Below are 22,490 nucleotides of genomic sequence, written 5' to 3'. Positions count from 1 at the left end.
GGATTTAGCGTTAGGGACCATAGAGTACGGAAGAGGACGTGAGCAACCGGGAGGTTGGAGTGGAGCGCTGGCCGGCACTGGAACTGGCGAGCACGATCCGCCACGACGGCGACGGCGGTGTCGCCGACGACCTGGCGACGGCGCAGAGCACGACCCGCTGGATCCATCAGCAGGCCGAGCTGCTGGCCGGCCGCGCCGACGTAGCTGAGCTCACGGTGGGGGAGGAGCTCAGGAGCGAGATCGTCGGGCTCCGCCGGGCCGTGCGGGCGCTGTTCGCGCAGGCGGTCAGCCCGGCGCCTCCGAGCCGGGCCGACGCCCACCGGCTGATGCCGGTCGAGCAGGCGCTGGCGCACCTCAACGCCGCTGCCGCCCGTGAGGCGATCGTCCCGCAACTCGACTGGCCCGCGAGCGGAACACCCCGTACGGAAGTGTTGTCGACCGAGCGCGATGCAGGCGTCCAGTTGATCGCAGCGCTGGCGCGAGCCGCCATCGAGTTCCTGAGCGGTCCGCAGCGTGAGCAGTTGCGGGCCTGCAACGCGCCGCGGTGCGTACGCTACTTCGTCAAGAGCCACGGGCGGCAGGAGTGGTGCAAGCCGTCATGCGGTAACCGCGCCCGGGCCGCACGCCACTACCAGCGCCACAACGCCACGACCGCCCAAGAGGAGGCCGGGCCCTGACCACTGCGGGATGAACCGGGCGGCACAGCGGCGATCCTAGGCGGGATGACGAAGGCGGCGCATGCCCTGGAGCCGCTGTCGCGCGTTGCTCAGCGTCGCCATGGGTTCCAGGATGCGACGGTCGTACGTCTCCAGCGGCAGGCTCCGCGACACGCGACGGGGAAGATCGGGGTTGGCCAGCGCGCCCCGGCCGATGGACAGCAGGTCGGCATGGCCGCCGGACAGAACCTGGGCCGCCTGCGAGAGATCGTGCATGCCGCCGTTGGCGATGACCGGAAGACCGCTCACCTGGCGAGCCAGACTCGTGATCGTGACGCCGCCGTCCAGCCGGGCGGTCTCGATCCAGTCGCGTCCCTCGCTGGCGATGTGCAGGTACGTGGCACCCGCCGCCGCCAGCGCGGCGAAGATGATCCGGGCGTCGGCCGCGCCGCCGGGCCAGCGGTGGCCGAAGTCGTTGACCTTGCCCTGCGACAGCCGCACGCCGACGCAGAAGCCGGCGCCGAGCTCGGCCCGGATCGCGGCCACCACCTCGGCCGTCAGCCGGATCCGGTTCGCGACCGGGCCGCCGTAGGAGTCGGCGCGGCGGTTGGTGTAGTCGGTGAGGAACTGGTCCAGCAGGTAGCCATTGGCTCCATGAAGTTCGACCCCGTCGAAGCCGGCCTCCCGAGCCCGGACGGCCGAGGCCACGAAGCCGCCGATCGCCGCCTCGATGTCGGCGCCGGTCATCTCCCGGGGCGTGGGCCAGCTTCCGGACCCACCGTACTCGGGCAACATCTCCGCACGCGGCCGCACGGCGGACGGCCCGACCGTGTCGGCGCGATACGGGTTCCCCTGCGACAGCGCGCCGGCGTGCATGAGCTGGAGCACGATACGGCTCCCGGCGGCCCGCACCTTGCCGGTGATCTCACGCCAGGCCGACACGTGGGTGGCGGAGACGATGCCCGGCTGATTGAGGTAACCCTGACTGTTGACGGTGTCGGTATAGGTGCCTTCCGTGATCACCAGCCCGAATCCGCCCTCCGCGTACCGCTCGTAGTATTCGGCCATCTCCTGGGTCGGCGTGCCGTCGGGGGCGGCGGACACCCGGGTCATCGGCGCGACGGCGAACCGGTTGGGCAGGTCGAGACCGCCGACCCGGACGGGCAGCAGCGTGTGGTGGTTCGTCATGGATGTACTCCCTTGATGCGTCGAAGGTCTGCTGCGCGGCGCGCACGGCGGCGAGGGTGCGTGCGCTTCCGCCCCCTCCCTCAGCAGCCCTCCACGCCGCATGAGGTCTGCACGGGCTCCGTGAGCTTGTCGAGGACCTCGCGGAGCGCGCCGGCCCGAGGGACGCCCTCGATCCGGTGGGCGCCGTCGATGATGATCGTCGGGACCGAACGGATCCGCAGTTCGTGCGCCTGCCGGAGCGCGGCCTGGTGCGTCTCGCCGTAGCGGCCGTCGAGGAGGGCGGCGCGGAACTCCGCCGCGTCGAGGCCCAGCCCGGCGGCCAGGTCCGTGAGCACGTCCAGGTCGCCGATGTCGAGGCCGTCCTCGAAGAAGGCCCGCAGCAGCCGGTCGTTGTAGGACTCTGCGTCGCCGTGCTCCCTGGCGTACTGGTAACCCTCGAAGGCCAGTCGTGTGTACGGCTGGGGCGAGACGTCCGGCAGGTGGATGTCGACGCCCATCCGCTCCGCCATCGGGTAGATCGTCCGCTTCCAGATGTCCTGGAGGTAGGCGCCCTCGGGCTCCAGCGTCGGAACGGGTTCGGGGCGCAGCTCGAACGGCATCCACTCGACCTCGACGTCACGTCCGGCGACGGCCTCCTGGATCGGCCCCTTGGCCAGCAGGCAGAACGGGCAGACGTAGTCGGACCAGATCTGGATCCTCATGAACGCGCCACCGCGGTCGCGTCGACCTCGATCTTCCAGTCGGCCTGGGCCAGCCGGGAGATCTGGATCAGGGTGTCGGCGGGGTAGGGCTCCGTGAAGAACTCCCTGCGCAGCCTGATGATGGTGTCCAGGTTGGGCTCCAGGTCGGTGACGAGGATGGTCACCTTGACCGCGTCGGCGAGGCTGGATCCCGCTTCCTTCAGCACCCGGTCGAGGTTGGCGAACGCCTGCCGGGCCTGGGCCTCGAAGTCGTCGCTGACGGTGACGCCGTTCTCGTCGAAGCCGGCCTGGCCGGAGGCGAACACCAACCCGTTCACCTTGATCGCCTGCGAGATCGCATAGGGCTCGTACCAGTCGGGGGTGGTGCTCACGCGCTCACGCTTCATGACATCTCCTTGTATGTGCATACTTTGTACGTGCAAGTAGATGTTGCATGTACATGTATATTCTTGTCAAGTCCTGAGGGGCGGAAGCCTCACCGGGACGCGCACATATCCGGAGGTCAAGCCGGTTGCCGCGGGTGAGCTGACGGCTCGGGTCGTGAAGCGCTGCCAGAATCAGGTCGCTCGACAGACGTAGCTCACCGACCACCTGACGATTGCCGGAGCATGCGACCCCCTTCGACGTGGTCATCCCCTCACTGCCGGGTTTCGGGTACTCCGAAACACCCCACGGGCCTTTAGCCGGTCATCGGATCGCCGAGACCTGGCAGCACCTGATGACCACCACCCTCGGTCACCAGCGCTACGGCGCGTTCGGCGGGGACATCGGCGGCAGCGTCACCCAATGGCTCCGGCGCCCTGTCCCCGGCCGGCGTGGTCGGGACCACATGACCTCCGGCAGCCTCACCGCCGGCATCGACTCCTCGGCCGTGAACCCGGACGAGCGGATCGACCGCGGCGGACACTTCATGGCCCACGAGGAGCCGGACTACCTGGCAGACCAGCTCCGCCCCCTGGCCTGAACCGGAGTCGGGTGACGACACCCCATCGCGACCGGCGTCGTAGATCTCTCCAGAGCCGGGCAGGAACCGATCCTGGCAGGGGTGGCCGTGCACCTCTTGGCACGCGCCCTGCTCGCTCCTGGGCGACCCGCAGGTGCTCGGTGCAGGAGTGCGTTCGACGGGCGGGTCAGATCCAGCCCTGGCGGGCCGCGTACAGGGCGAGCTGGAAGCGGGTGACGGTGCCGGCGCGCTGGTTGAGCTGCTCCAGGTTGCGGGACAGGGTGCGGCGGCTGATGCCCAGGAGCTGCGCGATGGTGTCGTCGGTGATCCCGGTCCCGAGCAGTTCCAGGATCCGTACGTGCATCGGCCGCAACGCGGCCGGGACCCGGTCGCTCAGGTGCATCGGGAACGCCGAGCGCCACGAGGTCTCGAAGAGCCCCGCCAGCGCCGACAGCAGGCTGGAGGGACGCACCACCAGCAGCGAGTCGTTGACCTCCGCCTCGACGAACGACATCGAGACGATCGCCAGCCGCCGGTCGAAGACGGTGAGCTTGACCGGGACGGTCGGCAGCACCCGTGCATGCTCGCCCGCCGCGATGCAGGGCCGGATGTTGGCGGCGTAGTAGAGGCCGTTCTCCACCGCGGACTTGGAGTAGACGACCCGGTACTCCACGCCGCGCTCCAGGTTGTGCACCTCGGTGGGATTGGCCCCCACGCGGACGTGGTACGGCGGCGAGTCGAAGCGCAGCACCTGCGACTCCACCGTGCCCTCGATGTGCTGGATCCGCTCGACGATGCGCGGCCCGGTCACCACCTCGACGAGATCGTCGGTGGCCTGGGGGCGCACCGAACGCCGGTAGTGACGGTAGGCGTTGACCGCCGCGGTGCGCGCCTGCAGAAGTTCCGCCGACCTGGCGTGGGACAGGTGGTCCAGCGCGATGGTGGGCTCCACGGCCGTGGCCTCCGGCCGTCCGGGGCCGCCGGCGGCGGTGGCCAGGCCCAGGTCGACCAGACGGCCGAGGGAGCGCTCGGCCTCGCCGGGCTGCCGGCCCAGATGCTCGGCCAGGTCCGCGGCGGTGGTCCGGCCGGTGTGCAGCATGGCCAGGTAGACCTCGGCCTCCTGCGATGCCATCCCGAGGCGGCGCAGGTGCGCGAGCAGGTCGTCGTCGCTCATGAGGATCCCTTCACGTCCGGTTTGACGTGGCCGGGCAAATCCTGTCATGCAGGGGTTCGGTCACGCAGGACCCACTTCCGCGTCGGCGGCGGCCGGTCCGCCGAGGGACCGCCGTGCCCATTCCGGCCACTGGCGACGGATCGCCACCACCCGGCGGCGGACGGGAGTACACCGGACTCGACACGCCCCCCATTCCCCTCCCAGAGGTGTCATGCGCCCTCGTCCGGACCGTCCCGTCCTCCCGCCGACGCCACCCACGGCGAGATCCGGAATGCGGGCCGCGACACCGTCAACCGCCTCCTCCAGCACTGATCCCTCACCCCCTGCAAGGAGGTCCAACGATGCACTCCCGCATCGCCGTCCCAGCCCGCGTGCCCGCTCTGGCGCTCCTGGCCGCGCTCGCGCTCGCCGCACCACCGCCGGCGGACGCCGCCGTGCCCGCCGCCGCAACCACCGCTGCGGCCGTCCCGCAGTTCGACCACGTGGTCATCGTCCTGTTCGAGAACAAGAACTACTCGACCATCAAGGGCGGCTCCTCGGCCCCCTACCTCAACTCCCTGGCCTCGCAGGGAACGCTGTTCACCAACTCCTTCGGCGTCACCCACCCCAGCCAGCCGAACTACATCGCGCTGTTCTCCGGCTCCCAGCAGGGCGTCACCAACGACGACTGCCCCAAGGCGCTGAGCGGCGGCAACCTCGGCCAGCAGCTCCTGAGCGCCGGCCGCACGTTCAGGGCCTACTCCGAGGGCCTGCCCAGCGCCGGGTACACCGGCTGCAGCAGCGGCAAGTACCGACGCAAGCACGCCCCCTGGGCGGACTTCCCCACGGTGAGCGGCTCCGCGTACCACGTGGCGTACTCCGCCTTCCCCAGCGACTACAGCATGTTGCCGACGGTCTCGTTCGTCATCCCCGACATGTGCAACGACATGCACGACTGCTCGGTCGGCACCGGCGACTCCTGGACCAAGAGCAGGCTCGACGGGTACGTCCAGTGGGCCAAGACGCACAACAGCCTGCTCATCGCCACCTTCGACGAGGACAACTTCACCTCCGTCAACCAGATCTACACCGTCTTCGCCGGAGCCCACGTCAAGGCCGGTTACCAGTCCACCACCCAGATCAACCACTACAACGTGCTGCGCACCATCGAGGACATGTACGGCCTGCCCGCGCTCGGCAACGCGGCCGGCAAGTCTCCCGTCACCGACGCCTGGACGACCTCCGCCCCCGGGACCACGGTCTTCTCCGACGACTTCGAGTCCGACCAGGGCTGGCAGGTCAACACGTCCGGGACCGACACGGCGACCGCGGGGACGTTCGAACGCGGCGTGCCGCAGCAGATCACCCTGCCCGCCACCGGCCCGCTGACCCTGCACCTGTCCTACAACCTGGCCCACGGTGACAACTCCGGCGCCGACGACCACCTGCGGATCGGCGTCGCGGGCGGTCCCACCCTGATCGAACGGACCGGTGCCGCCAGCGAGACGGCGGGGGCCTGGCAGAGCGCCACCGCCGACCTGTCCGCCTACGCCGGCACCACGGTACGGCTGTCGGTCGAGGCCGCCGACACCGGCGCCGCCAGCCTCTTCGAAGCCCAGATCGACGACCTGTCCATCACCCAGGGCTGACCCGAGCAGGCCCCCGCCGCCCGCCCGGCGGGGGCCTTTCCCCACCGCCACCGAGGAGGCGAACCAGCCCGTGTACCTGTCCACCATCGACCGGCCACCCCGGGGCCGCGCGGGCCGGGGCCTGCGCGCCATCGGCGTCAACGTCGTCGTGCTGGGGGCGGTGAGCCTGCTCACCGACGTCTCCGCCGAGATGGTCACCGCCGTCCTCCCGCTCTACTTCGTGCTCACCCTGCACCTCAGCCCCGCCGCCTACGGCCTGATGGACGGCCTCCACACCGGCGCGACGGCCCTGCTGCGGCTGGCCGGCGGCTACGTCGCCGACCGCCTGCGCAGGCGCAAGGCCGTCGCCGCCGCCGGGTACGGCATCTCCGCCCTGGCCAAGCTGGGCCTGCTGGCCGCCGGCGCATCGATGCCTGCGCTCGGCGCCGTCATCGTCGCCGACCGGGCCGGAAAGGGGCTGCGTACCGCGCCGCGCGACGCGCTCATCACCCTGTCGGTCCCCGAGTCGCTGCTCGGCCGGGCCTTCGGCATCCACCGGGCGATGGACAGCATGGGCGCGTTCGCGGGGCCGCTGGCCGCGCTCGGCGTCCTGGCGGCCGTCGGGGCGGCCACCCCGGCCGCGTTCGACGCGCTGTTCCTGACCAGCTTCTGCGTCGCCGTCGCCGGGTTGCTGGTCCTGGCCGCCTTCGCCCGCGACCGCCGCGACAGGCGGCCCGCGGCCTTTCCCGTCACCCTCCGCGCCGCCGGCGGCCTGCTGCGGGCCGCCGGGGTCCGCAGGCTGCTCTACGCCGCCGGCCTGCTGGGACTGGCCACCATCGGCGACGGCTTCGTCTACCTGCTCCTGATGGCCCGCCAGTCCATGCCGACCGGCTGGTTCCCGCTCCTGGCGGTGGGCACCAACCTCGTCTACCTGCTCCTGGCCGCCCCCTTCGGCGCGCTGGCCGACCGGTACGGCCGCCGCACGGTCCTGCTGGCCGGGTACGCCGCGCTCCTGGCCGTCTACCTGTTGCTGTGCAGTGCCCTGCCGACCGTCCTCGTGACGGTGGCCGCGCTCTGCTGCTACGGCGCCTTCTACGCCGCCACCGACGGCGTGCTGATGGCGCTGGCCGGCCCGCTCCTGCCCGCGGACCTGCGTACCACCGGGCTGGCCTGCGTACAGACCGTGCAGGCCCTGGCCTACCTCGCCTCCTCCCTCGTCTTCGGGCTCGCCTGGACGAACTGGGGCAGCACCGCGGCGACCGGGGCCGCGGCGGTCGCCGCCGCCGTGGCCGCCACCGCCACGGCCGTCCTCCTGACAGGCCGCCGCACGACCGTGGAGAACGCGCCGTGACCGGCCGCGTACGGCTCCTGGTCGCCGGCATCGCCGGGCTCGCCGTCCTGGCAGCAGCGTCCATCATGATCGCAAGAGCGGCCGGCACGTCCTCGCGGGCCGGAACCGCGGACAGCGTCTCGCTCGTCCCCGGACCGCGGCTGGTGGCGCTCAGCACCACCGCCGGCAGCTCCGGCCGGCTGGTGTCCGTCGCGGCCGGCGACCCCGCCGGAGCGCGCGCGGTCTCCGCCTTGTCGTGCGCCAGGCTGTACGCGGCCGGCGGCACCGGGCTGTGTCTGCGCGCGGACCCCGGGCTGACGACGTACCAGCTCGCGGTCCTGGACGCGCGGCTCCGGACGGTCAGAGAGATCCCGCTGGTCGGCGTGCCCAACAGGGCCAGGGTCTCGCCCAGCGGCCGGCTGGTGACCTGGACGGTCTTCGTCACCGGCGACTCCTACAACGGCGGCCGCTTCTCCACCCGCGTCGGCATCCTCGACACCCGTACTCAGGAGCTGATCCCCACCCTGGAGGACTGGCCGGTCACCGTGGGCGGAAGGCCGTACCGGGCCAGGGACCTCAACTTCTGGGGCGTCACCTTCACCCCCGACGACCGCCGCTTCTACGCGACGATGTCCACCGCCGGGCGCCGCTACCTGGTGCTCGGCGACCTCGACAGCCACCGCCTGCGGGCCCTGACGGACAACGTCGAGTGCCCCTCGCTCTCTCCGGACGGCACCCGGATCGCCTTCAAGTCCGCGCTCGGCGGTGATCCGGCCCGTGGCTGGCGCCTGTCGGTGCTGGACCTGGCCACCCGCCGGGTCACCCCGCTCGCCGAGACCCGCGGCGTGGACGACCAGGCCGCCTGGATCGACCAGCGGACCGTCGCCTACGCCCTCCCCCGGGGACGGGAGCACGCCGACGTCTGGACGGTCCCCGCCGACGGCACCGGCACCCCGCGGATCCTCATCCCCGACGCCGCGTCCCCCGCCGCCCTCGGCGGCGGCGTCATCGGCACGGAGGCCGAGTGATCAGCGCGTTCGAGCCGCTGCCCGACGACGTCACGGCCGCCCTCGTCCGGACCGCTCTCGAACGCCAACCTGCTCGACGTCGTCTCGGCCCGCTCGTCACGGGCACACGCCGAACCGGGCCCGGCCGCCGCGCACCTGATCGAGGAGCACATGCCGGCCTGGGCAGGCACGGCCGTGCGCTCCAGTACGCCCGTCAAGCGCTGGACGAGGCGTCCTCGACGGGCTACCGCCTGCTGGAGGACCTGGCGCTGTCGCTCCTGGCCGACCTGGAAGGGGAGCCACGGCCGGCGCCTCGCGAGGGGGACGGGCGCCGTACTCGGCGGTGATGCGGCGCGAGGTGCGGGGTCGCGCTGGGAGGTCGAACGGCGCGGGACCTCCGATGCCACGTTGATCAGAGCGGATTCGACGGCGCGTCGGCAGCCGCTCGCTCCTGGGAGACGGCGGTCGCCGGGAAGCACGCCGGGTTGACGCGCGCCTGCTGGGCGAGGAGGTCGGCGAAGGCCACGGTGACGGCGTCGGGACGGGTGCGGGTGTAGGCGGCGAGAGCGCGGCGGATCGGCGGATCGGGGCGGAGCAGGACGCCGTCGAAGTGCGGCGGGATGATGTTGGCCGGAACCAGGGCCGGACCGAGTCCGGCGGCCGCGAGGAGAGGAGCGGCGGAGGTCTGCTCGGCGCGGATCGCGGCCTGCGGGTGGAAGCCCGCTTGGGTGCAGACCTGGTCGAGCAGATCGGCGAGACCGTTGTCGGGGGCGTAGTGGACCCAGGCGCGGTCGGCCAGATCGCTGAGGGCGACCCTGCCGGTGGGGCTGCCGGCAAGGGGGTCGTCGGCGGGCAGGACGATCCCGAACTCCTCGACGCCGAGTTCGCGGATCGGTCCCTCCCAACCGGCGGGCACAGGGCCGACGGCGAGGTCGGCGCGGCCGGCGGCCATGGCGGCCTGGAGCCGGTCGGCGTGCGGGTACTCGCGCAGCCGGATCCGTACGCCGGGGTGCCGGCCGCGCCAGGCCCGCAGGACGGGCGGCAGGATGCCCAGGCTGACCGAGTAGATGGCGGCCACCTCCACCTCGCCCTCCTCCAGTCCGGCCGTGCGCCGCGCCACCCTGTGCAGGCGCTCGGCCTCGGCCAGGGCGGCGCGGGCGTGCGGCAGCACCGCCCTGCCCATCGGGGTCAGGCGTACCGCGCGAGGAAGCCGTTCGAGCAGTGGGCCGCCGACCGCGGTCTCCAGCGCCCGCATCTGGTGGGAGAGCGCGGGCTGGGTGACGTGCAGGTGCTGGGCCGCGCGGGTGAAGGAGCCGAGGTCCACCACGGTGACCAGGTATTCGAGCTGCCGGAGCGTCGCCATCGCCATGAGCAGAGTTTATCGATCCGGTAGAAAACAAGCCTTGGACTCATGGCAGGTGGGTGAGCCAGAGTCGTGGACGTGGCCGCCACCGGCAAGGTCGGGCGGCTGATCCCCGACTGTTCGAAGGAGTTCTCCCATGTCCGATGACACGCGCTTGAAGGGACAACGGCTCGTCGTGGTGGGCGCGGGTTCGCACACCGGGCGCGCGCTGGCCAGGTCCGCCTCAGCGGCCGGCGCCGCTGTCGTACTGGCCGGGCCGGATCTCCGCAAGCTGGAGTGGACGGCCGCCGAGCTGTCCGGGCCCGCCGAGGTGCGCGTGCTCGACCTCTGCGACGAGCGGTCGATCGCCGACTTCGCCGGAGGTCTCGGCCGGTTCGACCATCTGGTCTCCACCGCCGCGGCGCCGGCCAACGGCCCGCTGAAGGACCTCGAAGCGGCCGACGTGCAGCGAGCGTTCTCGGCCAAGGTGATCGGGCCGCTGCTGCTGGCCAAGAACCTGGTGGGGCAGGTGTCCGAGCACGGCTCGTTCACCTTCTTCTCCGGTGTGGTCGCCTGGCGTCCGGCGCCCGCGCGCACGGTGATGGCCACCACCAACGGCGCGCTGGCCTTCCTGGTGCGGGCGCTGGCGGTGGAGATCGCGCCGGTCCGGGTGAACGCTGTTTCCCCCGGCATCGTCGACACCGGCGCCTGGGACGGCATGGGCGCCGACAAGGCGGCGTTCCTGCGCGGGGTGGCCGAACGCAACCCGGCCCGCCGGGTGGGCACCCCCGAGGACCTGATCAAGGCCGTTCTCTACGCCATCGACAACCCCTACGTCACCGGCACCGTGCTGCACGTCGACGGCGGCGGCCGCCTCGCCTGACCGCTGGCCCGCCGAATCATCCCGACCCGACTGACATCAGGAGCAATTGATGGATCTTCACCTGGAAGGCAAGGTCTTCCTGGTCACCGGAGCCTCCGCCGGCATCGGCGCGGCCACCGTGCGCACCCTCGCGGACGAAGGCGCCTTCGTGGTCGGCACGGCCCGCGGGACGGAGGGCATCGAGCGACTCGGAGCCCGGGTGAGCGCCGTCGCCGCCGACGTTACCGATCCACGCGCGCCCGCCCAGGCCGTGGCCGAGGTGCTGGCCCGTCACGGACGCCTGGACGGCCTGGTCAACAACGTGGGCGGCCTCGAATCGCGCGGCGGCTTCCTGGAGGTGACCGACGAGCAGTGGCGGACGGCGTTCGACCTCAACTTCCACTCGGTCGTCCGCATGACCCGCGCCGCGCTGCCCGCCCTGCTGGAGCACGGCGGTTCGCTGGTCCATGTCAGCAGCGAGGCCGCTCGCCTGCCGGATGTGCCGCTGGTGGACTACGCCGCCGCCAAGACGGCTCTGCTGTCGCTGTCCAAGACCCTGGCGGGCGAGTTCGGCCCGCGCGGGGTGCGCTCCAACGTCGTCGCCCCCGGCCCCACCCGCACCCGGCTGTGGGACGCCCCCGGCGGGTTCGCCGAGCAGCTCGGCGCCCAGTTCGGTCTCGCGCCGGAGGCGGCCGTCGACCACTTCGTCCGCGAGGTGCGCCGGCTGCCCAGTGCCCGGCTCGGCGAGCCCGAGGACGTGGCCCGGGTGATCGCCTATCTGCTCTCGCCGCTCGCCGGCCAGGTCACCGGTGCCGAGTGGGCCGTCGACGGCGGCGCACTGCGTCAGATCTGACCCGTCATCACCCCGTTCCTCCGCCCGGTCGAAGGGACCGGACGGCCTTCCCGGCACGCGCCGAGCGTGCCGGCTGATTCGAGGAGTACCGCTCATGCGTTCACGCACCCTTGTCCGCGTCGCCGTCGTCGCCGTGGCGGCGAGCCTCGCGGGCGGCATCGTCACGGCCGCCCATGCGCACGACGACAGTCACCGGCAGGGCCCGCACGCCTGGCCCCAGCGCCTGATCGACCACTCACCCGACCTGGTCCAGCCCAAGGCGATCACCGTGGACCGCTCGATCGGCGACAGGCGCGCGGCCCAGGAGGTCCACCTGGCCCAGAAGCTGTACACGTTCTGGAACACCGGCGAGCAGAAGTACCTGGACGCCGCGGTCAGCCCGCGGTTCAAGGACAACACCCTGCCGGCCGGCCGTCCGCAGGGCCCGACCGGCCCGGTCTTCGCCTCGAAGAACTTCCGTGCCGCCGTGCCGGACCTGACCTGCGAGCTGGCCGACCTGCTGGTCACCGGTGACAAGATCACCGCCCGGCTGGTCTTCCGCGGCCACTTCACCGGCGCCTTCAACGGCGTCCAGGGCAAGGGCCAGAGCGTCGACTTCAACGCCATCGACATCCAGCACGTCGGCGCCGACAAGATCATCGAAGACTGGCACATCGAGGACAACGCGACGCTGCTGAGCCAGCTCGGAGTCGACGGCTGACACCCCGCCTGACCCCTACGCCGCGTGCCTGGCCACCGCGGCGGCGCCCGTGCCGGCCAGGACGAAGAGCGCGGCCAGGGCGAGCCAGCCCGCCGTACGGTGTTCGACGGCGGTGGTGACGAGGATCGGCGAGACCATGGCGGCCAGCGCGTAACCGGTCTGGCTGAGCCCCTGGTAGGCGCCCGCGCTGCGCGGGTCGGCCAGTTCGAAGGCCATGCCCCAGCCGCCCGCCTCGCCCAGGATCTCTCCCATGGTGTGGGCGAAGGCGGCCAGCACGAACAGGACGCAGGCGACGATCACGTTCCCGTAGGCGGCCAGGGCGTACAGGCCGCAGGCGAGAGCGAGCAGCCACGAGGCGCGCCTGACCGTGAGCCCGGCCTGGCGCACGTCGTCGGTGCCACGTGAGGCGCGGACCTGCAGCGCGGCGACGACCACGGTGTTGAGGACGAGCAGGACGGAGACGATGGCGGTGGGCGCGTCGGTGGTGGCGACCCAGAGCGGCACGCCGACGGTCAGCAGGCCGAACTGCATGGCCACCACCGCGTTGCACACCACGCTCGCGACATACCTACGGTCCCTGAGCGGCGAAGGCCCGCCGGACGCGGCGCGCCGCCTGACGGCGGTCATCCCGGCGGCCAGCTCCGGCACCTGACGCCCGAGCCCGGCCAGCGGCACGGTCGCCGCCAGCAGCAGGACCCCGGCGGCGACCATCGCCACCCGGTAGGCCGCCGCGGTGCCGATCAGCAGCGCCGCCGCGGCGGCGCCCGTGCCCAGGCCGATGAAGACGTTCGTGACCACCCGCATCCGGGCCCGGATCTCGACCCGCTCCGGGCCGGGGTACCACCGGGCCAGCATCGCCTGCTTGGAGGAGGACCCCACCGAACGCATGATCACCGCCATGCAGGCGATCAGGGTGAACACGACGGCGTCGGAGACGAACGTGTAGGCGAGCAGTGCGAGCCCGTTGAGCCCCGTCGCCACCGTCTGGACGCGGTGCGCGCCGAACCGGTCGGCCAGCCACCCTCCCACGTACGAGGCCAGCACCCCGGTGCCGCCCGCGATGCCCAGCCCGAGACCCACCGTCTGCACGCCGAGCCCGATGACGAGCGTGAAGTACAGCGTGCTGACGGTGTAGAAGACGCCGCTGGAGAGCGCGAACGCCATCGTGCTGAGGGTCAGCGAGCGGGCGACGCGGTCGCTGGGGAAGAAGGTCTGGATCACGGTGGCTTTTATCCCGCGATAGGGCCTTTGTCGCCAATTGATGTAGCGTATGGCTTCATGGCGGGGCTGATCGAGTACGAGCTCGCGGGCATGGACGTCGCGGACGTCCGCTTCGCCATCTCGCCGCTCAACGAGCTCACGCTGTCGTTGCGCACGTTCCGCGACCCCGGGCGCTATCCGGTGCACCTGCCCTGGCTACGCCGCACCGAGCAGGTCCGCTCCACGCTGGACGTGCCCCTGCTGCGCGCGCTCACCAACGACGACATGTGGACGCCGGACTACCTGTCGCCCCGCCCCCACGCGCCGCTCACCCGCATCGACGACGAGTTCGCCGCCCTGGCCCGCGTGCCCGCCGGGCGCGTGCTCGACGACCTGCGCGCCATCCACCCCCGGCTCCCCGAGCCGTTGCGCGGCGACCCGTCGGCCCGCATCCTGGACGCGCTGCGCGACTACTGGCGCACCTGCTTCGCGCCGTGGTGGCCCAGGATGCGGGCGGTGCTGCAGGCCGACGTGGTCCACCGGGGCCAGGTCATCTCGGCCCACGGCCTGGCGGCGATGTTCGCCGACCTCAACGAACGCGTCCAGCTGAAGGACGGGGTCGTCCGCATGCGGCTGATCAGCGACGCCCGCTACCGGCGCGCCACCAGCGGCGAGGGCCTCACCCTGGTCCCGACCCTCTTCAGCCGGGCCCCCACGACCCCCATCTCGCCGTCGGAGCCCCCTTTGGTCATGTACGGCACCCGGGGCGCCGGCACGCTCTGGCAGTCCGAGCCCCGTACCTCCCCGGCGGTGCTCGCCGACCTTCTGGGCGCCACCCGGGCAGGGCTGCTCACCACGCTCGAAGCCCCCGCCTCCTCGACCGAGCTCGCCGGCCGCCTGGGCGTCACCACCTCGGCCGTCAACCAGCACCTTCGCACCCTGCGCGCCGCCGGCCTGCTGGCCAGCGCCCGCCACGGCCGCTCGGTCCTCTACCTGCGCTCCGAACTCGGCGACGCCCTGGTCGCCGGCTCGGCACTCCACCGTGAAGGGGATTGAGCCGGGCGCAGCCAGGCACTCTCCGTCCTCCTGCGGAGGCCGTGCGCCGCACGGCGACCCTGGTGCGGACCGCCCGCGGCGGCGTCACGTGACCTGCACGGCCGGGTGACGCGTTTCGCCGGAGCGTTCGACGACTCCACGATCGCGGAGGTCAGCCTGATGAGCAGGGCCAGGCGGTCCCAGCCGGGGGATGAGGCCGCCGGCTGGGATTGCGCGGCCAGCCGGGCGATGGCGGGGTTGGGCACGCGGCGGATCTCGGAGCAGCTGGGGTGGTTGGCGTACCAGTTCCGGGTCCGGTCCGCGAGGGCGGGAAGGCGGGGATCGTCCGCGGGCCAGTCGTAGGCGGCATCATGTTCGAGATAGAGGGCGCGGAACTCGGGATCAGCCATGAGCTCGCGCTTCTCGGCGATCCACAAGGAGGCGTCCTCGGGCGAGGCGGTCTGCATGAGGATCCAGCCGCCGCGCTCCAGGTGTATCTGGCGCTCGCTCACACCGAGCCGGCGCAGCTCGTCCAGGTGGTCGGCGACCTCCGGGGAGACGAAGAGCCGGTCGCCGCCGCGCAGCTGAGCGAGTTGGTCGCGGGTTCGCAGCAGCTGCGCGACGCGGTCTTCGAGGTTGTGGTCGATCTCGGCGATGGCTGCCGCGAGCGCGTCCGGGTCGGCGTCGAGAAGGTCCTTGACGCGGGCCAGTGGCACGCCCGCATGGGCCAGGGTCCTGATCTTGACGAGGTCGATGGCGTCATTGGCGGTGTAGCGGCGGTAACCGGAGGAGTCGCGGTCGGGCTCGGCGAGCAAACCGCGTTCGTGGTAGTGGCGGATGGCTTTTATGGTCACTCCGGCGTAGTCCGCGAGCTGGCCAATCGTGAGCATGCTGGACATCCTTCCAGTCCGGCCGGGAGTGGTCAGATCCGGCGGGTGAGGCGGCCGCCGCCGTTGCGGAAGCGCGCCTGGCCGTCGCGGACGTCGTGGTAGGAGACGAGCAGCAGGCGCAGGTATCCGTCGAACGTCTCCCGCGGGTAGCCGGCGGGCGCGAAGAGGCCCGGCCGGATGGGCACGTAGCGCTGCGGCGGGGCGGAGGTCGTGCCGCCGGCGAACTCGGTGAAGATCCGCTCCTGCGTTTCGTCCGCCGGTTCGTAGGTCGTCCGTTCCTCGAGCCGGCCGTCGACGATGCTGACCTCGATGCGGAGCTGGTTGGAGCGGTAGGTGCCCACGTACGGGGTGAGGTCGACATCCTCCGATCCGGTGACCAGGGCCGGGATCCGGACACCGAGATGCTCGCTCAGCAGCCACTGCAGGATCTGGTCATGCAGCATGATCGCCCCCGGGCTGTTGCCGAAGGCCGTGAAGACGAGGTCGTGCTCGGGCAGGACACACAAGATGGACACGCCGCCGGGCGACGCCCCGGACATGGCCAGGACGGTGGTGTCGCCGAACGGGTACAGCACCCAGCCCAGGCCCATCGGCGGAGTGTTCGGCGACGCCATGTCGTACGAGACCTGCCGCATGAGAGCGGTCGACTCGGCCGACAGGACGCGTGCGCCGGAAGGCGACACCCCGCCCGCGAGGTGGGTGCGTCCGAAGGCGAGCAGGTCGGCGACGGTGCCGATCGGCGTGCCGCCGGCCGGTCCCCAGGTGTCGGGCAGCGTGAACATGTTCGTGGGCTCGGCCGTCATGGTCTCGGGGTTCAGGAAGTGGCCGACTGCCGTGCTGCGCAGGATGGCCTGCCGGGCGGAGGTGCTGGAGTCCTTCATGCCGACCGGGCCGTAGATGTCGCGTGCGAGCAGGTCGGGGAAGGGCGTGCCGGTCACCACTTCCAGCAGGCGGCCTGCGACGATCATGCCGCCGTTGGAGTAGCTGAGCTGCTCGCCGGGCTCGAACAAGGCGCCGCAGTCGCTCGCGAGGCCGGTGAGGTAGGTCTTCAAGGCGTCGCGGCCCTGGGCGTCGGGGAAGAACAGGTCCGCGTCGATGCCGTTGGTGTGGGAGAGCAGGTGCCGGACCAGGATCTTGTCCGCGGCGCCCGGCGCGGACAGGGCGAATTCGGGAAGGTACTTCACCACCGGGGTGTCAAGGTCCAGCAGTCCGTGGTCGACCTGCCGCATGATCAGCGTGGTGGTCAGGACCTTGGTGACGGAGCCGAAGAGAAAACCGGTGTCCTCGCGCATCGGGGCGCCGGTGGCGAGGTTCGCGGTGCCGTGGGCGACGACGATCTGCTCGCCGGCGTGGTAGACGCCGGCGACGAATCCGGGGATGCCGCCGGACTCGCAGGAGGTGGCGGCCTGGTCGCGGATCCGGGCTTCGACGGTGTGCAGTGCGTTGTTCATGCGGAACATCGTGGAGCCTTGCCCTAGGGGCAGGGTCAAGCCGGAACGGGAAACCGGTTCGTCACCGGCCGGCGCGGTCGCCGGCTTCAACGTGACCCCCACGTGACTGCCGACGAGCAATCGGCCGGTGGCGTCAGAGAAGGCGTACGGGGCCCGTGGACTCACGCTCGATCAACGCCGGCTGTGACACCCACTCCCGTGCCTCCGTGCGCGCCTTGATCCGCTCCAGTGCCAGGTCGGCCGCGACACGGCCCATGGCGGTGCCGTACTGGGCGATGGTGGTGAGCGAGAAGCGCGGGTGCGAGGCGAACTGGGTGTCGTCGTAGCCGACGACAGAGACGTCATCGGGCGCGCGCAGCCCATGCTCCGACAGCGCCCGCAGGCTTCCGAAGGCTCCCTGGTCGGACCCGACGAACAGCGCGGTCGGCGGATCCCCCCGGTCGAGCAGCGCCGCCGTGGCCCGGAGACGTTGTGCGAGAGGTTAGTGATCCGCCGGTGGCCCAGCGTCGCCAGGTGCTCGACGGCCAGGGCCGCGCCTGCTCGGTCGTCGTTGACGACGCGGTCGTAATGGTCGCTCGCGTCGTGCCTGGCCACCACCACCGTCGGCAGCCGCTGGGCGAAGGAGTCGAGCCAGGACGCGCGCACCTTCGGCGAGACGACGATGACCGCTTCCACCTCGCGGTCCCACAGCGACTCCATGCCGGGGTTCCGCTCACTGGTCTCGTGGTCGAAGGGGGAGACGGGCATCCGGTAAGGGCCGGTGTCCAGCTCCTCGTAGACGCCGTCGAGGATGTCGGCGAAGAACTGGCCACGCAGCAGGGGGACGGCCACCCCGATGGTGCGGGTGGCGGTGCGCATGGCGCGGGCGGCTTCCCGGGGGCGGTAGCCGAGCTCGGCCTGAGCGAGGACGCGCGACGCTACCGAGACCTGGCGGCGCAGGTGAGGCGTGCGTTCGCGGCCGCCTACGTCACGGAGCGCGGGCTGATGGTCAGCGACACTCCCACGGCTTATGCGATGGCCCTGCACTGGGACCTGCTGCCGACGCCGGAGCAGCGGGAAGCGGCTGGAACGAGGCTGGCCGACCTGGTGCGAGCCAACGGCTTCCGGGTGGCGACCGGATTCGTCGGCACGCCGCTGATCACGGACGCGCTCACCGAGGCGGGATACCCGCACCTGGCGTTCCGGCTGCTCCTGGAACGCTCCTGCCCGTCGTGGCTCTACCCGGTGACGATGGGGGCGACGACGATCTGGGAACGCTGGGACAGCATGCTGCCCGACGGCTCGATCAACCCCGGCCAGATGACCTCGTTCAACCACTATGCGCTGGGCGCGGTCGCCGACTGGCTGCACCGGCGGGTGGCCGGCCTCGCGCCCGCCGCCCCCGGCTACCGGCGGATCGAGGTCCGCCCGCTGCCGGGACATGGGCTGACCTGGGCGGAGGCCGATCTGGAGACTCCGTACGGCGATGCGGGCGTGGCGTGGCGGATCAGTGACGGCACCCTCATCCTCGAAGCGCGGGTGCCGCCGGGGACCGAGGCGATCGTGCACCTGCCGGGGCGCGAGCCGTTCCGGACCGGCCCCGGCCATCATCAGTGGAAGGCCGAGCCGCCGCCACCGGCGTCGCCGGAAGTGATTGCGGACGCCGTCGACGACGCCTGGCTGTGGGAGCGCCTGACACAGGTGATGACCGCCCATGGCGTGATCGGCGATCCGGCGGCCCTGGCCGCTCGCGGGTTGCGCCTGCCGCTGTCCGAGCTGGCCTCCGTGGTCGCCCCACGTGCCGCACCGGAACAGGTCGGGCGGCTCCGGTCGGCCCTGGAAGAGCAACTGCGGCCGTGAGCCGGGCCCGGCACCGGCGGCTGAGGCCCCGTGCGGGATTCCCGGCCCAGACCTTGAGCCATCGCGCCCCTGCCAAGGAAGGCGAGCCTGGCGCAGGCAGGCATGAGACGAGCCCCGGCCGTCTCGGACATGGTCGCAGTGCTCAGGTTCTGGCGCCGGTGGCCAGGACGCGCCTCACGAGGATGTCGGTGAACCTGTCCGGCTGCTCGAACAGCGACCGGTGCCCGGCGCCGGGCAGGACGGTGTGTTCCTTGTGCGGCGCCACGAGTGTGGCGTACCAGTCGTCCAGCAGCCGGCTGCGTTCCGGGACCTCGTCGGCGCCGTCGATGAAGTGGACGGGGACGGCGAGCCGCTGGACGCGCGTCCGCAGGTCGAGGTCGCGGGCCCGCGGGTAGTAGCGGTCGTAGGCGTCGAGGAAGCCGGTGACGAGGTGCACTTTGTCCAGCAAGGAGTATTCGGACGCCGCCAGGCTCTCGTCGAGGCCGCCCTGTCCGTTCCCGGTCGCGTAGACCTTGCTCTCGGCGAGCAGCATCGGCTCGTAGCCGTACATGCCGGCATAGGGCGGGGGCCCGACGGCCTCCAGCGCGGCGGCGAGGTCGCGGTCACGGTGACTGCGCGCCCAGGCGAGGGTGTCGGCGTACTGGACGCGGTCGGCGGCGCCGGTGTTCACTGCTTGACCGACGCCGACGTAGGCGTGGAACAGCTCGGGCCGCCGTTGCACGGCGAGCACCGCCGGCAGGGTGCCCCCGGAGTGTGCCAGGAGGTAGATCCGGTCCTTGCCGAATCGGGTTCTGAGGTAGTCCGCGGCGGCGAGGATGTCGCCGGTCTCGCTCGCCGGGGTCAGCGTGGCGGTGGGTTCGAGCGTCGGGTAGGAGCTGCCGCCGCCGCGGCGGTCGAGGGTGGCGACGACGACGTGGTCCTCCAGCGCGGACAGGTGCGCGCGCACCGCTCCGCGTTCGGCCGCGCCGGGCGCGCCGGGGACGAACAACAGGACCGGCTTGGCCGTGTCCCGGCCGCGGATCATCAGTCCGAGCCGGTGGGAGCCGCTCGGGACGGTCGTCAGCTCGGCGACGGCACGCTCACCGGCGATCGGGGCGGTGCTCGCGGGCAGCGCGACGCCGATCGCCGGCGCGGCGACGATCATCGCGAGCGCGCCGATCAGCGTCCGGCCGAGCAGGCGCCGGACGCGGCCTGCTCCCGATCCTGGTCGGGCCAGGCCGGTTCCCTGTCCTGATCGGGCCAGGCCGGCTCCCCAAGCGGCGCCGACGAGCATCGGAAGCAACGCGAGCAGCCCGTGCACGCCCCGCCCGGCGAGGAACGCGAGCACTCCGAACAGCCCACCCTGGGGCGCGTCGACGCTCGGCCCTTCCGCGCCGGTGCGGACGATCTCGAAAACCAGGGCGAACACCGCCGGCGCCGCGATCATCGCCCATCGCGACCTGGCGAGGTATCCGGCGACCCCGCCCACGACCAGGCTGAGCCCGATGCTGGTCAACGCCGCTGCCGGGGTCAGCGGCCCGCGCGGCGTACTCACCCCCGCGACCGCTCCCCACACCAGCGGTGCGAGTACGGACGCAATCCTCTTCACGATCAACGCCACCCCCTTCAGACGTAGCAGTCGCTACATGCACACGAATGTAGCATGCGCTACATTCGTGGGTGAGACTGCTACGGTCGAGCCATGGATCGTCGTGCCGAGCTGGCCGAGCAAGTGCTGGACTACGTGCTCGAACACGGTCTGATCGGATTGTCGCTGCGTCCGCTGGCCACCGCTCTGAACACCAGCGACCGCATGCTGATCTACCACTTCGGCAGCAAGGAACGGCTCGTCGGCGCCGCCCTCGCGCTCGCGCAGCAGCGGCTGGCCGCGGCGGCCGAACCTCCCGGCGAGGCGGTGCGCAGCGTCGCCGACCTCGTCAGGCATCTGTGGTCCAGCCTCGCGCACCCGAGCGGCACGCAGGCCACCCGGCTCTATCTCGACCTTTCCGTCCTCGCCGCCAAGGAACCCGAACGCTGGAGGGCCGCCGTCGAACAACTGCGCGGGCCGTGGCGCGAGCCGTTGCGGAGCGGCCTCCTCGCCCTGGGGGTCGCGGCGGGCGAGGCGGAGCCGCTCGCCGACCTCATCCTCGCCACACTCGACGGCCTGGCGCTCGACCGCATGGTCGCCGCGGACCCGGCGCGCGCCGACAACGCGGCGGCGGCCTTCGCCGACCTCCTCGACCGCCACCCCGGCTGACCGCTCTCCGGATGGCGGAGGAGTTCAAGGCGCGCCGAGTTCTGGACATCGGCTGCGGCACCGGGGTGTTCGCGCTGCTTCTGGCCGATCGCGGGATCGAGGTCGTCGGCGTCGATCCCGCTCGGGCGTCTTCGCCGCGGACGGACAGCTGCTGACGTCGGATTCGACGTCGCGTTTCCGGGAGCGGGAAGAGGTCGGGAGAGATCTGGTCGCCCACGGATATGTGGTGGAGGACCGTCCTCGGGTATCCCGCGAAATCGATCTTGTCAAGAGTTGATCATTTAAGGCCCGTACCATACTTTTCGTTCATCCGACCCTGACGGGAGCGACGGATGAATCTGAATGCGGCAGTTGCGACCGGAGCCGCTGCTCAGGCCGTACTCATCGTGGTTTTCCTGATAGCGACACTGTCAAAGACCATAACCCACCGCGAACTCGGCCGGACCATCGCACAACTGGGTCCGGCGGCTCTGGGAAGGCATGCCGCGATAGCGGTGATCGGCGTCGAGATGCTGGCCGTGATCGGCCTGACGGTGGCGCCGTCCGCCCTGTGGCCGCGCGCGCTCATCGTGCTGCTGGCGCTGGCGTTCGCCGGCGCCGGGATCCGCGCGCTGAGCCGCGGCGAGAAGATCAAGTGCGGTTGTTTCGGGAACGGCGGCGCGGTGCTCGGCTGGCGCCAGGTGCTGTACCTCCCGCTGTGGCTGGCGCTTGTCGTGCTGGCCGAGGCGAACCCGCCGACCTGGACCGGGCAGGAGGGCCTGCTCGGCCTGGCCGTGGCGCTGCTGGCCATGGTCGCCTGGAAGCTGAGGGCCGAACTGCGCCTGTTGCGCCCGCTGCGGGAGGACCGGATGGTGCTTCCCGACCCCACCCAACCCGAAGCGGAGGTGCACGCCGCATGACGACGGTGCTGCTCATCGTGATCTGCCTGCTGGCCGTGGTGCTGTTCGTCCAGATCGGCGCGCAGGTGGAACTGTTCCAGCAGGTCAAGCAGATCCGGGGCTACCTCGACATGGAGGACAAGCCCACCCCGGTGGAGCTGGGAACCCTGGAGGGTGCCCCGCCGAGCCGCTTCGGCCTGCCGGCCGCCCTCGACGAGGCCGAGCGGGCCATGGTGCTGTTCCTGTCCAACAAGTGCGAGACCTGCCACAACCTGGCGTCGGCGCTGCGTGGGGGAGCGGTGCCGCCATCGATGTGGGTCGTGGTCGTCCCGGTGTCCGGGGACGGCAACGAGTTCATCGCCGAGTTCGGGCTGTACGGCGAGCGGGTCGTCCTCGACGAGGACGAGAGCATCGTCACCAGCATCGGGCTCGACATCACACCCGTCGCACTCCACGTCACCGAGGGGAAGCTGACACGGGCCCACACGGTGCCGACGGTCAGGCAGATGTACGCGGCCGCCCCTGTTCCCTACAAGCACAACCTGGCCGGCAAGCCCTCCGTACGGCACTGATCCGATTTCACCCCACGGCCAGAGAG

At 71.6% G+C, this 22,490-nt stretch carries 25 protein-coding genes; 15 read left to right on the top strand and 10 right to left on the bottom strand.

Features of this window, described 5'->3' with window-relative positions; genetic code table 11:
• Positions 1 to 38: 38 nt before the first annotated feature.
• A complete protein-coding gene (locus AB0C33_RS40660; RefSeq protein ID WP_358298105.1) occupies positions 39 to 677 on the top strand; it encodes a CGNR zinc finger domain-containing protein in 639 nt (212 codons plus the stop codon).
• A gap of 36 nt (positions 678 to 713) precedes the next feature.
• On the opposite strand, the gene AB0C33_RS40655 is transcribed toward AB0C33_RS40660, so the two are convergent.
• The 3 genes from AB0C33_RS40655 to AB0C33_RS40645 form a co-directional block, all read right to left on the bottom strand.
• Positions 714 to 1,844, bottom strand: a complete 1,131-nt coding sequence (locus tag AB0C33_RS40655; RefSeq protein ID WP_358298104.1) for an NADH:flavin oxidoreductase — start codon at positions 1,842 to 1,844, stop codon at positions 714 to 716.
• Between the two features lie 80 nt (positions 1,845 to 1,924).
• Positions 1,925 to 2,545 carry a DsbA family oxidoreductase gene (locus AB0C33_RS40650; protein WP_358298102.1) on the bottom strand — a complete coding sequence of 207 codons (621 nt, stop codon included), beginning with the start codon at positions 2,543 to 2,545 and terminating at the stop codon, positions 1,925 to 1,927.
• Positions 2,542 to 2,931: a RidA family protein gene (locus AB0C33_RS40645; RefSeq protein WP_358298100.1), complete on the bottom strand. Its 390-nt coding sequence runs from the start codon at positions 2,929 to 2,931 to the stop codon at positions 2,542 to 2,544. Before AB0C33_RS40645 ends, AB0C33_RS40650 begins: the two co-directional genes overlap by 4 nt.
• A gap of 332 nt (positions 2,932 to 3,263) precedes the next feature.
• On the opposite strand from AB0C33_RS40645, the gene AB0C33_RS40640 reads away from it, so the two are divergent.
• On the top strand, positions 3,264 to 3,509 hold the full coding sequence (locus AB0C33_RS40640) for a hypothetical protein (protein ID WP_358298098.1): 246 nt from the start codon (positions 3,264 to 3,266) through the stop codon (positions 3,507 to 3,509).
• A gap of 166 nt (positions 3,510 to 3,675) precedes the next feature.
• On the opposite strand, the gene AB0C33_RS40635 is transcribed toward AB0C33_RS40640, so the two are convergent.
• On the bottom strand, positions 3,676 to 4,662 hold the full coding sequence (locus AB0C33_RS40635) for a helix-turn-helix domain-containing protein (RefSeq protein WP_358298096.1): 987 nt from the start codon (positions 4,660 to 4,662) through the stop codon (positions 3,676 to 3,678).
• Between the two features lie 341 nt (positions 4,663 to 5,003).
• On the opposite strand from AB0C33_RS40635, the gene AB0C33_RS40630 reads away from it, so the two are divergent.
• From AB0C33_RS40630 to AB0C33_RS40615, 4 genes are all read left to right on the top strand, one after another.
• Complete coding sequence (locus tag AB0C33_RS40630) at positions 5,004 to 6,290, top strand: alkaline phosphatase family protein (protein ID WP_358298095.1); 1,287 nt, start codon at positions 5,004 to 5,006, stop codon at positions 6,288 to 6,290.
• A 70-nt stretch (positions 6,291 to 6,360) separates the two neighbouring features.
• Positions 6,361 to 7,620, top strand: coding sequence for an MFS transporter (locus tag AB0C33_RS40625; protein WP_358298093.1), 1,260 nt, complete (start codon positions 6,361 to 6,363; stop codon positions 7,618 to 7,620).
• Positions 7,617 to 8,627 (top strand): hypothetical protein, encoded by a 1,011-nt coding sequence (locus tag AB0C33_RS40620; RefSeq protein WP_358298091.1) that lies wholly within the window; start codon positions 7,617 to 7,619, stop codon positions 8,625 to 8,627. The genes AB0C33_RS40625 and AB0C33_RS40620 overlap by 4 nt, the downstream gene beginning before the upstream one ends.
• Complete coding sequence (locus AB0C33_RS40615) at positions 8,624 to 8,953, top strand: hypothetical protein (protein WP_358298089.1); 330 nt, start codon at positions 8,624 to 8,626, stop codon at positions 8,951 to 8,953. Before AB0C33_RS40620 ends, AB0C33_RS40615 begins: the two co-directional genes overlap by 4 nt.
• Positions 8,954 to 9,018: 65 nt before the next feature.
• Here AB0C33_RS40615 and AB0C33_RS40610 read toward each other — a convergent pair whose 3' ends face one another.
• Positions 9,019 to 9,975 (bottom strand): LysR family transcriptional regulator, encoded by a 957-nt coding sequence (locus tag AB0C33_RS40610; protein ID WP_358298087.1) that lies wholly within the window; start codon positions 9,973 to 9,975, stop codon positions 9,019 to 9,021.
• Between the two features lie 130 nt (positions 9,976 to 10,105).
• Here AB0C33_RS40610 and AB0C33_RS40605 point away from each other — a divergent pair, with 130 nt between their 5' ends.
• From AB0C33_RS40605 to AB0C33_RS40595, 3 genes are all read left to right on the top strand, one after another.
• Entirely contained in the window at positions 10,106 to 10,831 is a 726-nt protein-coding gene (locus AB0C33_RS40605; RefSeq protein ID WP_358298086.1) for an SDR family oxidoreductase, read from the top strand.
• 49 nt (positions 10,832 to 10,880) lie between these two features.
• Positions 10,881 to 11,663 carry an SDR family oxidoreductase gene (locus AB0C33_RS40600; RefSeq protein WP_358298084.1) on the top strand — a complete coding sequence of 261 codons (783 nt, stop codon included), beginning with the start codon at positions 10,881 to 10,883 and terminating at the stop codon, positions 11,661 to 11,663.
• Between the two features lie 94 nt (positions 11,664 to 11,757).
• Entirely contained in the window at positions 11,758 to 12,363 is a 606-nt protein-coding gene (locus AB0C33_RS40595) for an ester cyclase (RefSeq protein WP_358298082.1), read from the top strand.
• A gap of 15 nt (positions 12,364 to 12,378) precedes the next feature.
• On the opposite strand, the gene AB0C33_RS40590 is transcribed toward AB0C33_RS40595, so the two are convergent.
• On the bottom strand, positions 12,379 to 13,584 hold the full coding sequence (locus AB0C33_RS40590) for an MFS transporter (protein WP_358298080.1): 1,206 nt from the start codon (positions 13,582 to 13,584) through the stop codon (positions 12,379 to 12,381).
• A gap of 57 nt (positions 13,585 to 13,641) precedes the next feature.
• Here AB0C33_RS40590 and AB0C33_RS40585 point away from each other — a divergent pair, with 57 nt between their 5' ends.
• Positions 13,642 to 14,619, top strand: coding sequence for a DUF5937 family protein (locus AB0C33_RS40585; protein ID WP_358298078.1), 978 nt, complete (start codon positions 13,642 to 13,644; stop codon positions 14,617 to 14,619).
• Here the strand turns inward: AB0C33_RS40585 and AB0C33_RS40580 are convergent.
• The 3 genes from AB0C33_RS40580 to AB0C33_RS40570 form a co-directional block, all read right to left on the bottom strand.
• On the bottom strand, positions 14,553 to 15,488 hold the full coding sequence (locus tag AB0C33_RS40580; protein ID WP_358298076.1) for a MerR family transcriptional regulator: 936 nt from the start codon (positions 15,486 to 15,488) through the stop codon (positions 14,553 to 14,555). The genes AB0C33_RS40585 and AB0C33_RS40580 overlap by 67 nt on opposite strands.
• 32 nt (positions 15,489 to 15,520) lie before the next feature.
• Positions 15,521 to 16,939, bottom strand: a complete 1,419-nt coding sequence (locus tag AB0C33_RS40575; RefSeq protein WP_358298074.1) for a serine hydrolase domain-containing protein — start codon at positions 16,937 to 16,939, stop codon at positions 15,521 to 15,523.
• A gap of 133 nt (positions 16,940 to 17,072) precedes the next feature.
• Complete coding sequence (locus AB0C33_RS40570) at positions 17,073 to 17,357, bottom strand: substrate-binding domain-containing protein (RefSeq protein ID WP_358298129.1); 285 nt, start codon at positions 17,355 to 17,357, stop codon at positions 17,073 to 17,075.
• Positions 17,358 to 17,452: 95 nt separating this feature from the next.
• Between AB0C33_RS40570 and AB0C33_RS40565 the strand changes: the two genes are divergently transcribed.
• Entirely contained in the window at positions 17,453 to 18,778 is a 1,326-nt protein-coding gene (locus AB0C33_RS40565) for an alpha-L-rhamnosidase C-terminal domain-containing protein (protein ID WP_358298072.1), read from the top strand.
• Between the two features lie 142 nt (positions 18,779 to 18,920).
• Here AB0C33_RS40565 and AB0C33_RS40560 read toward each other — a convergent pair whose 3' ends face one another.
• Entirely contained in the window at positions 18,921 to 20,366 is a 1,446-nt protein-coding gene (locus AB0C33_RS40560; protein ID WP_358298070.1) for an alpha/beta hydrolase, read from the bottom strand.
• A gap of 93 nt (positions 20,367 to 20,459) precedes the next feature.
• Here AB0C33_RS40560 and AB0C33_RS40555 point away from each other — a divergent pair, with 93 nt between their 5' ends.
• The 4 genes from AB0C33_RS40555 to AB0C33_RS40540 all read left to right on the top strand — a co-directional run bounded on the left by AB0C33_RS40555 (position 20,460) and on the right by AB0C33_RS40540 (position 22,464).
• Positions 20,460 to 21,014 carry a TetR/AcrR family transcriptional regulator gene (locus tag AB0C33_RS40555; protein ID WP_358298068.1) on the top strand — a complete coding sequence of 185 codons (555 nt, stop codon included), beginning with the start codon at positions 20,460 to 20,462 and terminating at the stop codon, positions 21,012 to 21,014.
• A gap of 11 nt (positions 21,015 to 21,025) precedes the next feature.
• A complete protein-coding gene (locus AB0C33_RS40550; protein WP_358298066.1) occupies positions 21,026 to 21,169 on the top strand; it encodes a methyltransferase domain-containing protein in 144 nt (47 codons plus the stop codon).
• A gap of 177 nt (positions 21,170 to 21,346) precedes the next feature.
• Positions 21,347 to 21,913 carry a MauE/DoxX family redox-associated membrane protein gene (locus AB0C33_RS40545; protein ID WP_358298064.1) on the top strand — a complete coding sequence of 189 codons (567 nt, stop codon included), beginning with the start codon at positions 21,347 to 21,349 and terminating at the stop codon, positions 21,911 to 21,913.
• Positions 21,910 to 22,464 (top strand): hypothetical protein, encoded by a 555-nt coding sequence (locus AB0C33_RS40540; protein ID WP_358298062.1) that lies wholly within the window; start codon positions 21,910 to 21,912, stop codon positions 22,462 to 22,464. The genes AB0C33_RS40545 and AB0C33_RS40540 overlap by 4 nt, the downstream gene beginning before the upstream one ends.
• The last annotated feature ends 26 nt before the right edge of the window (positions 22,465 to 22,490 follow it).

Origin of the sequence: Nonomuraea sp. NPDC048881, assembly GCF_040649795.1 — a bacterium.
GTDB lineage: Bacteria > Actinomycetota > Actinomycetes > Streptosporangiales > Streptosporangiaceae > Nonomuraea.
This window is presented reverse-complemented; position numbering and strand designations above follow the sequence as displayed.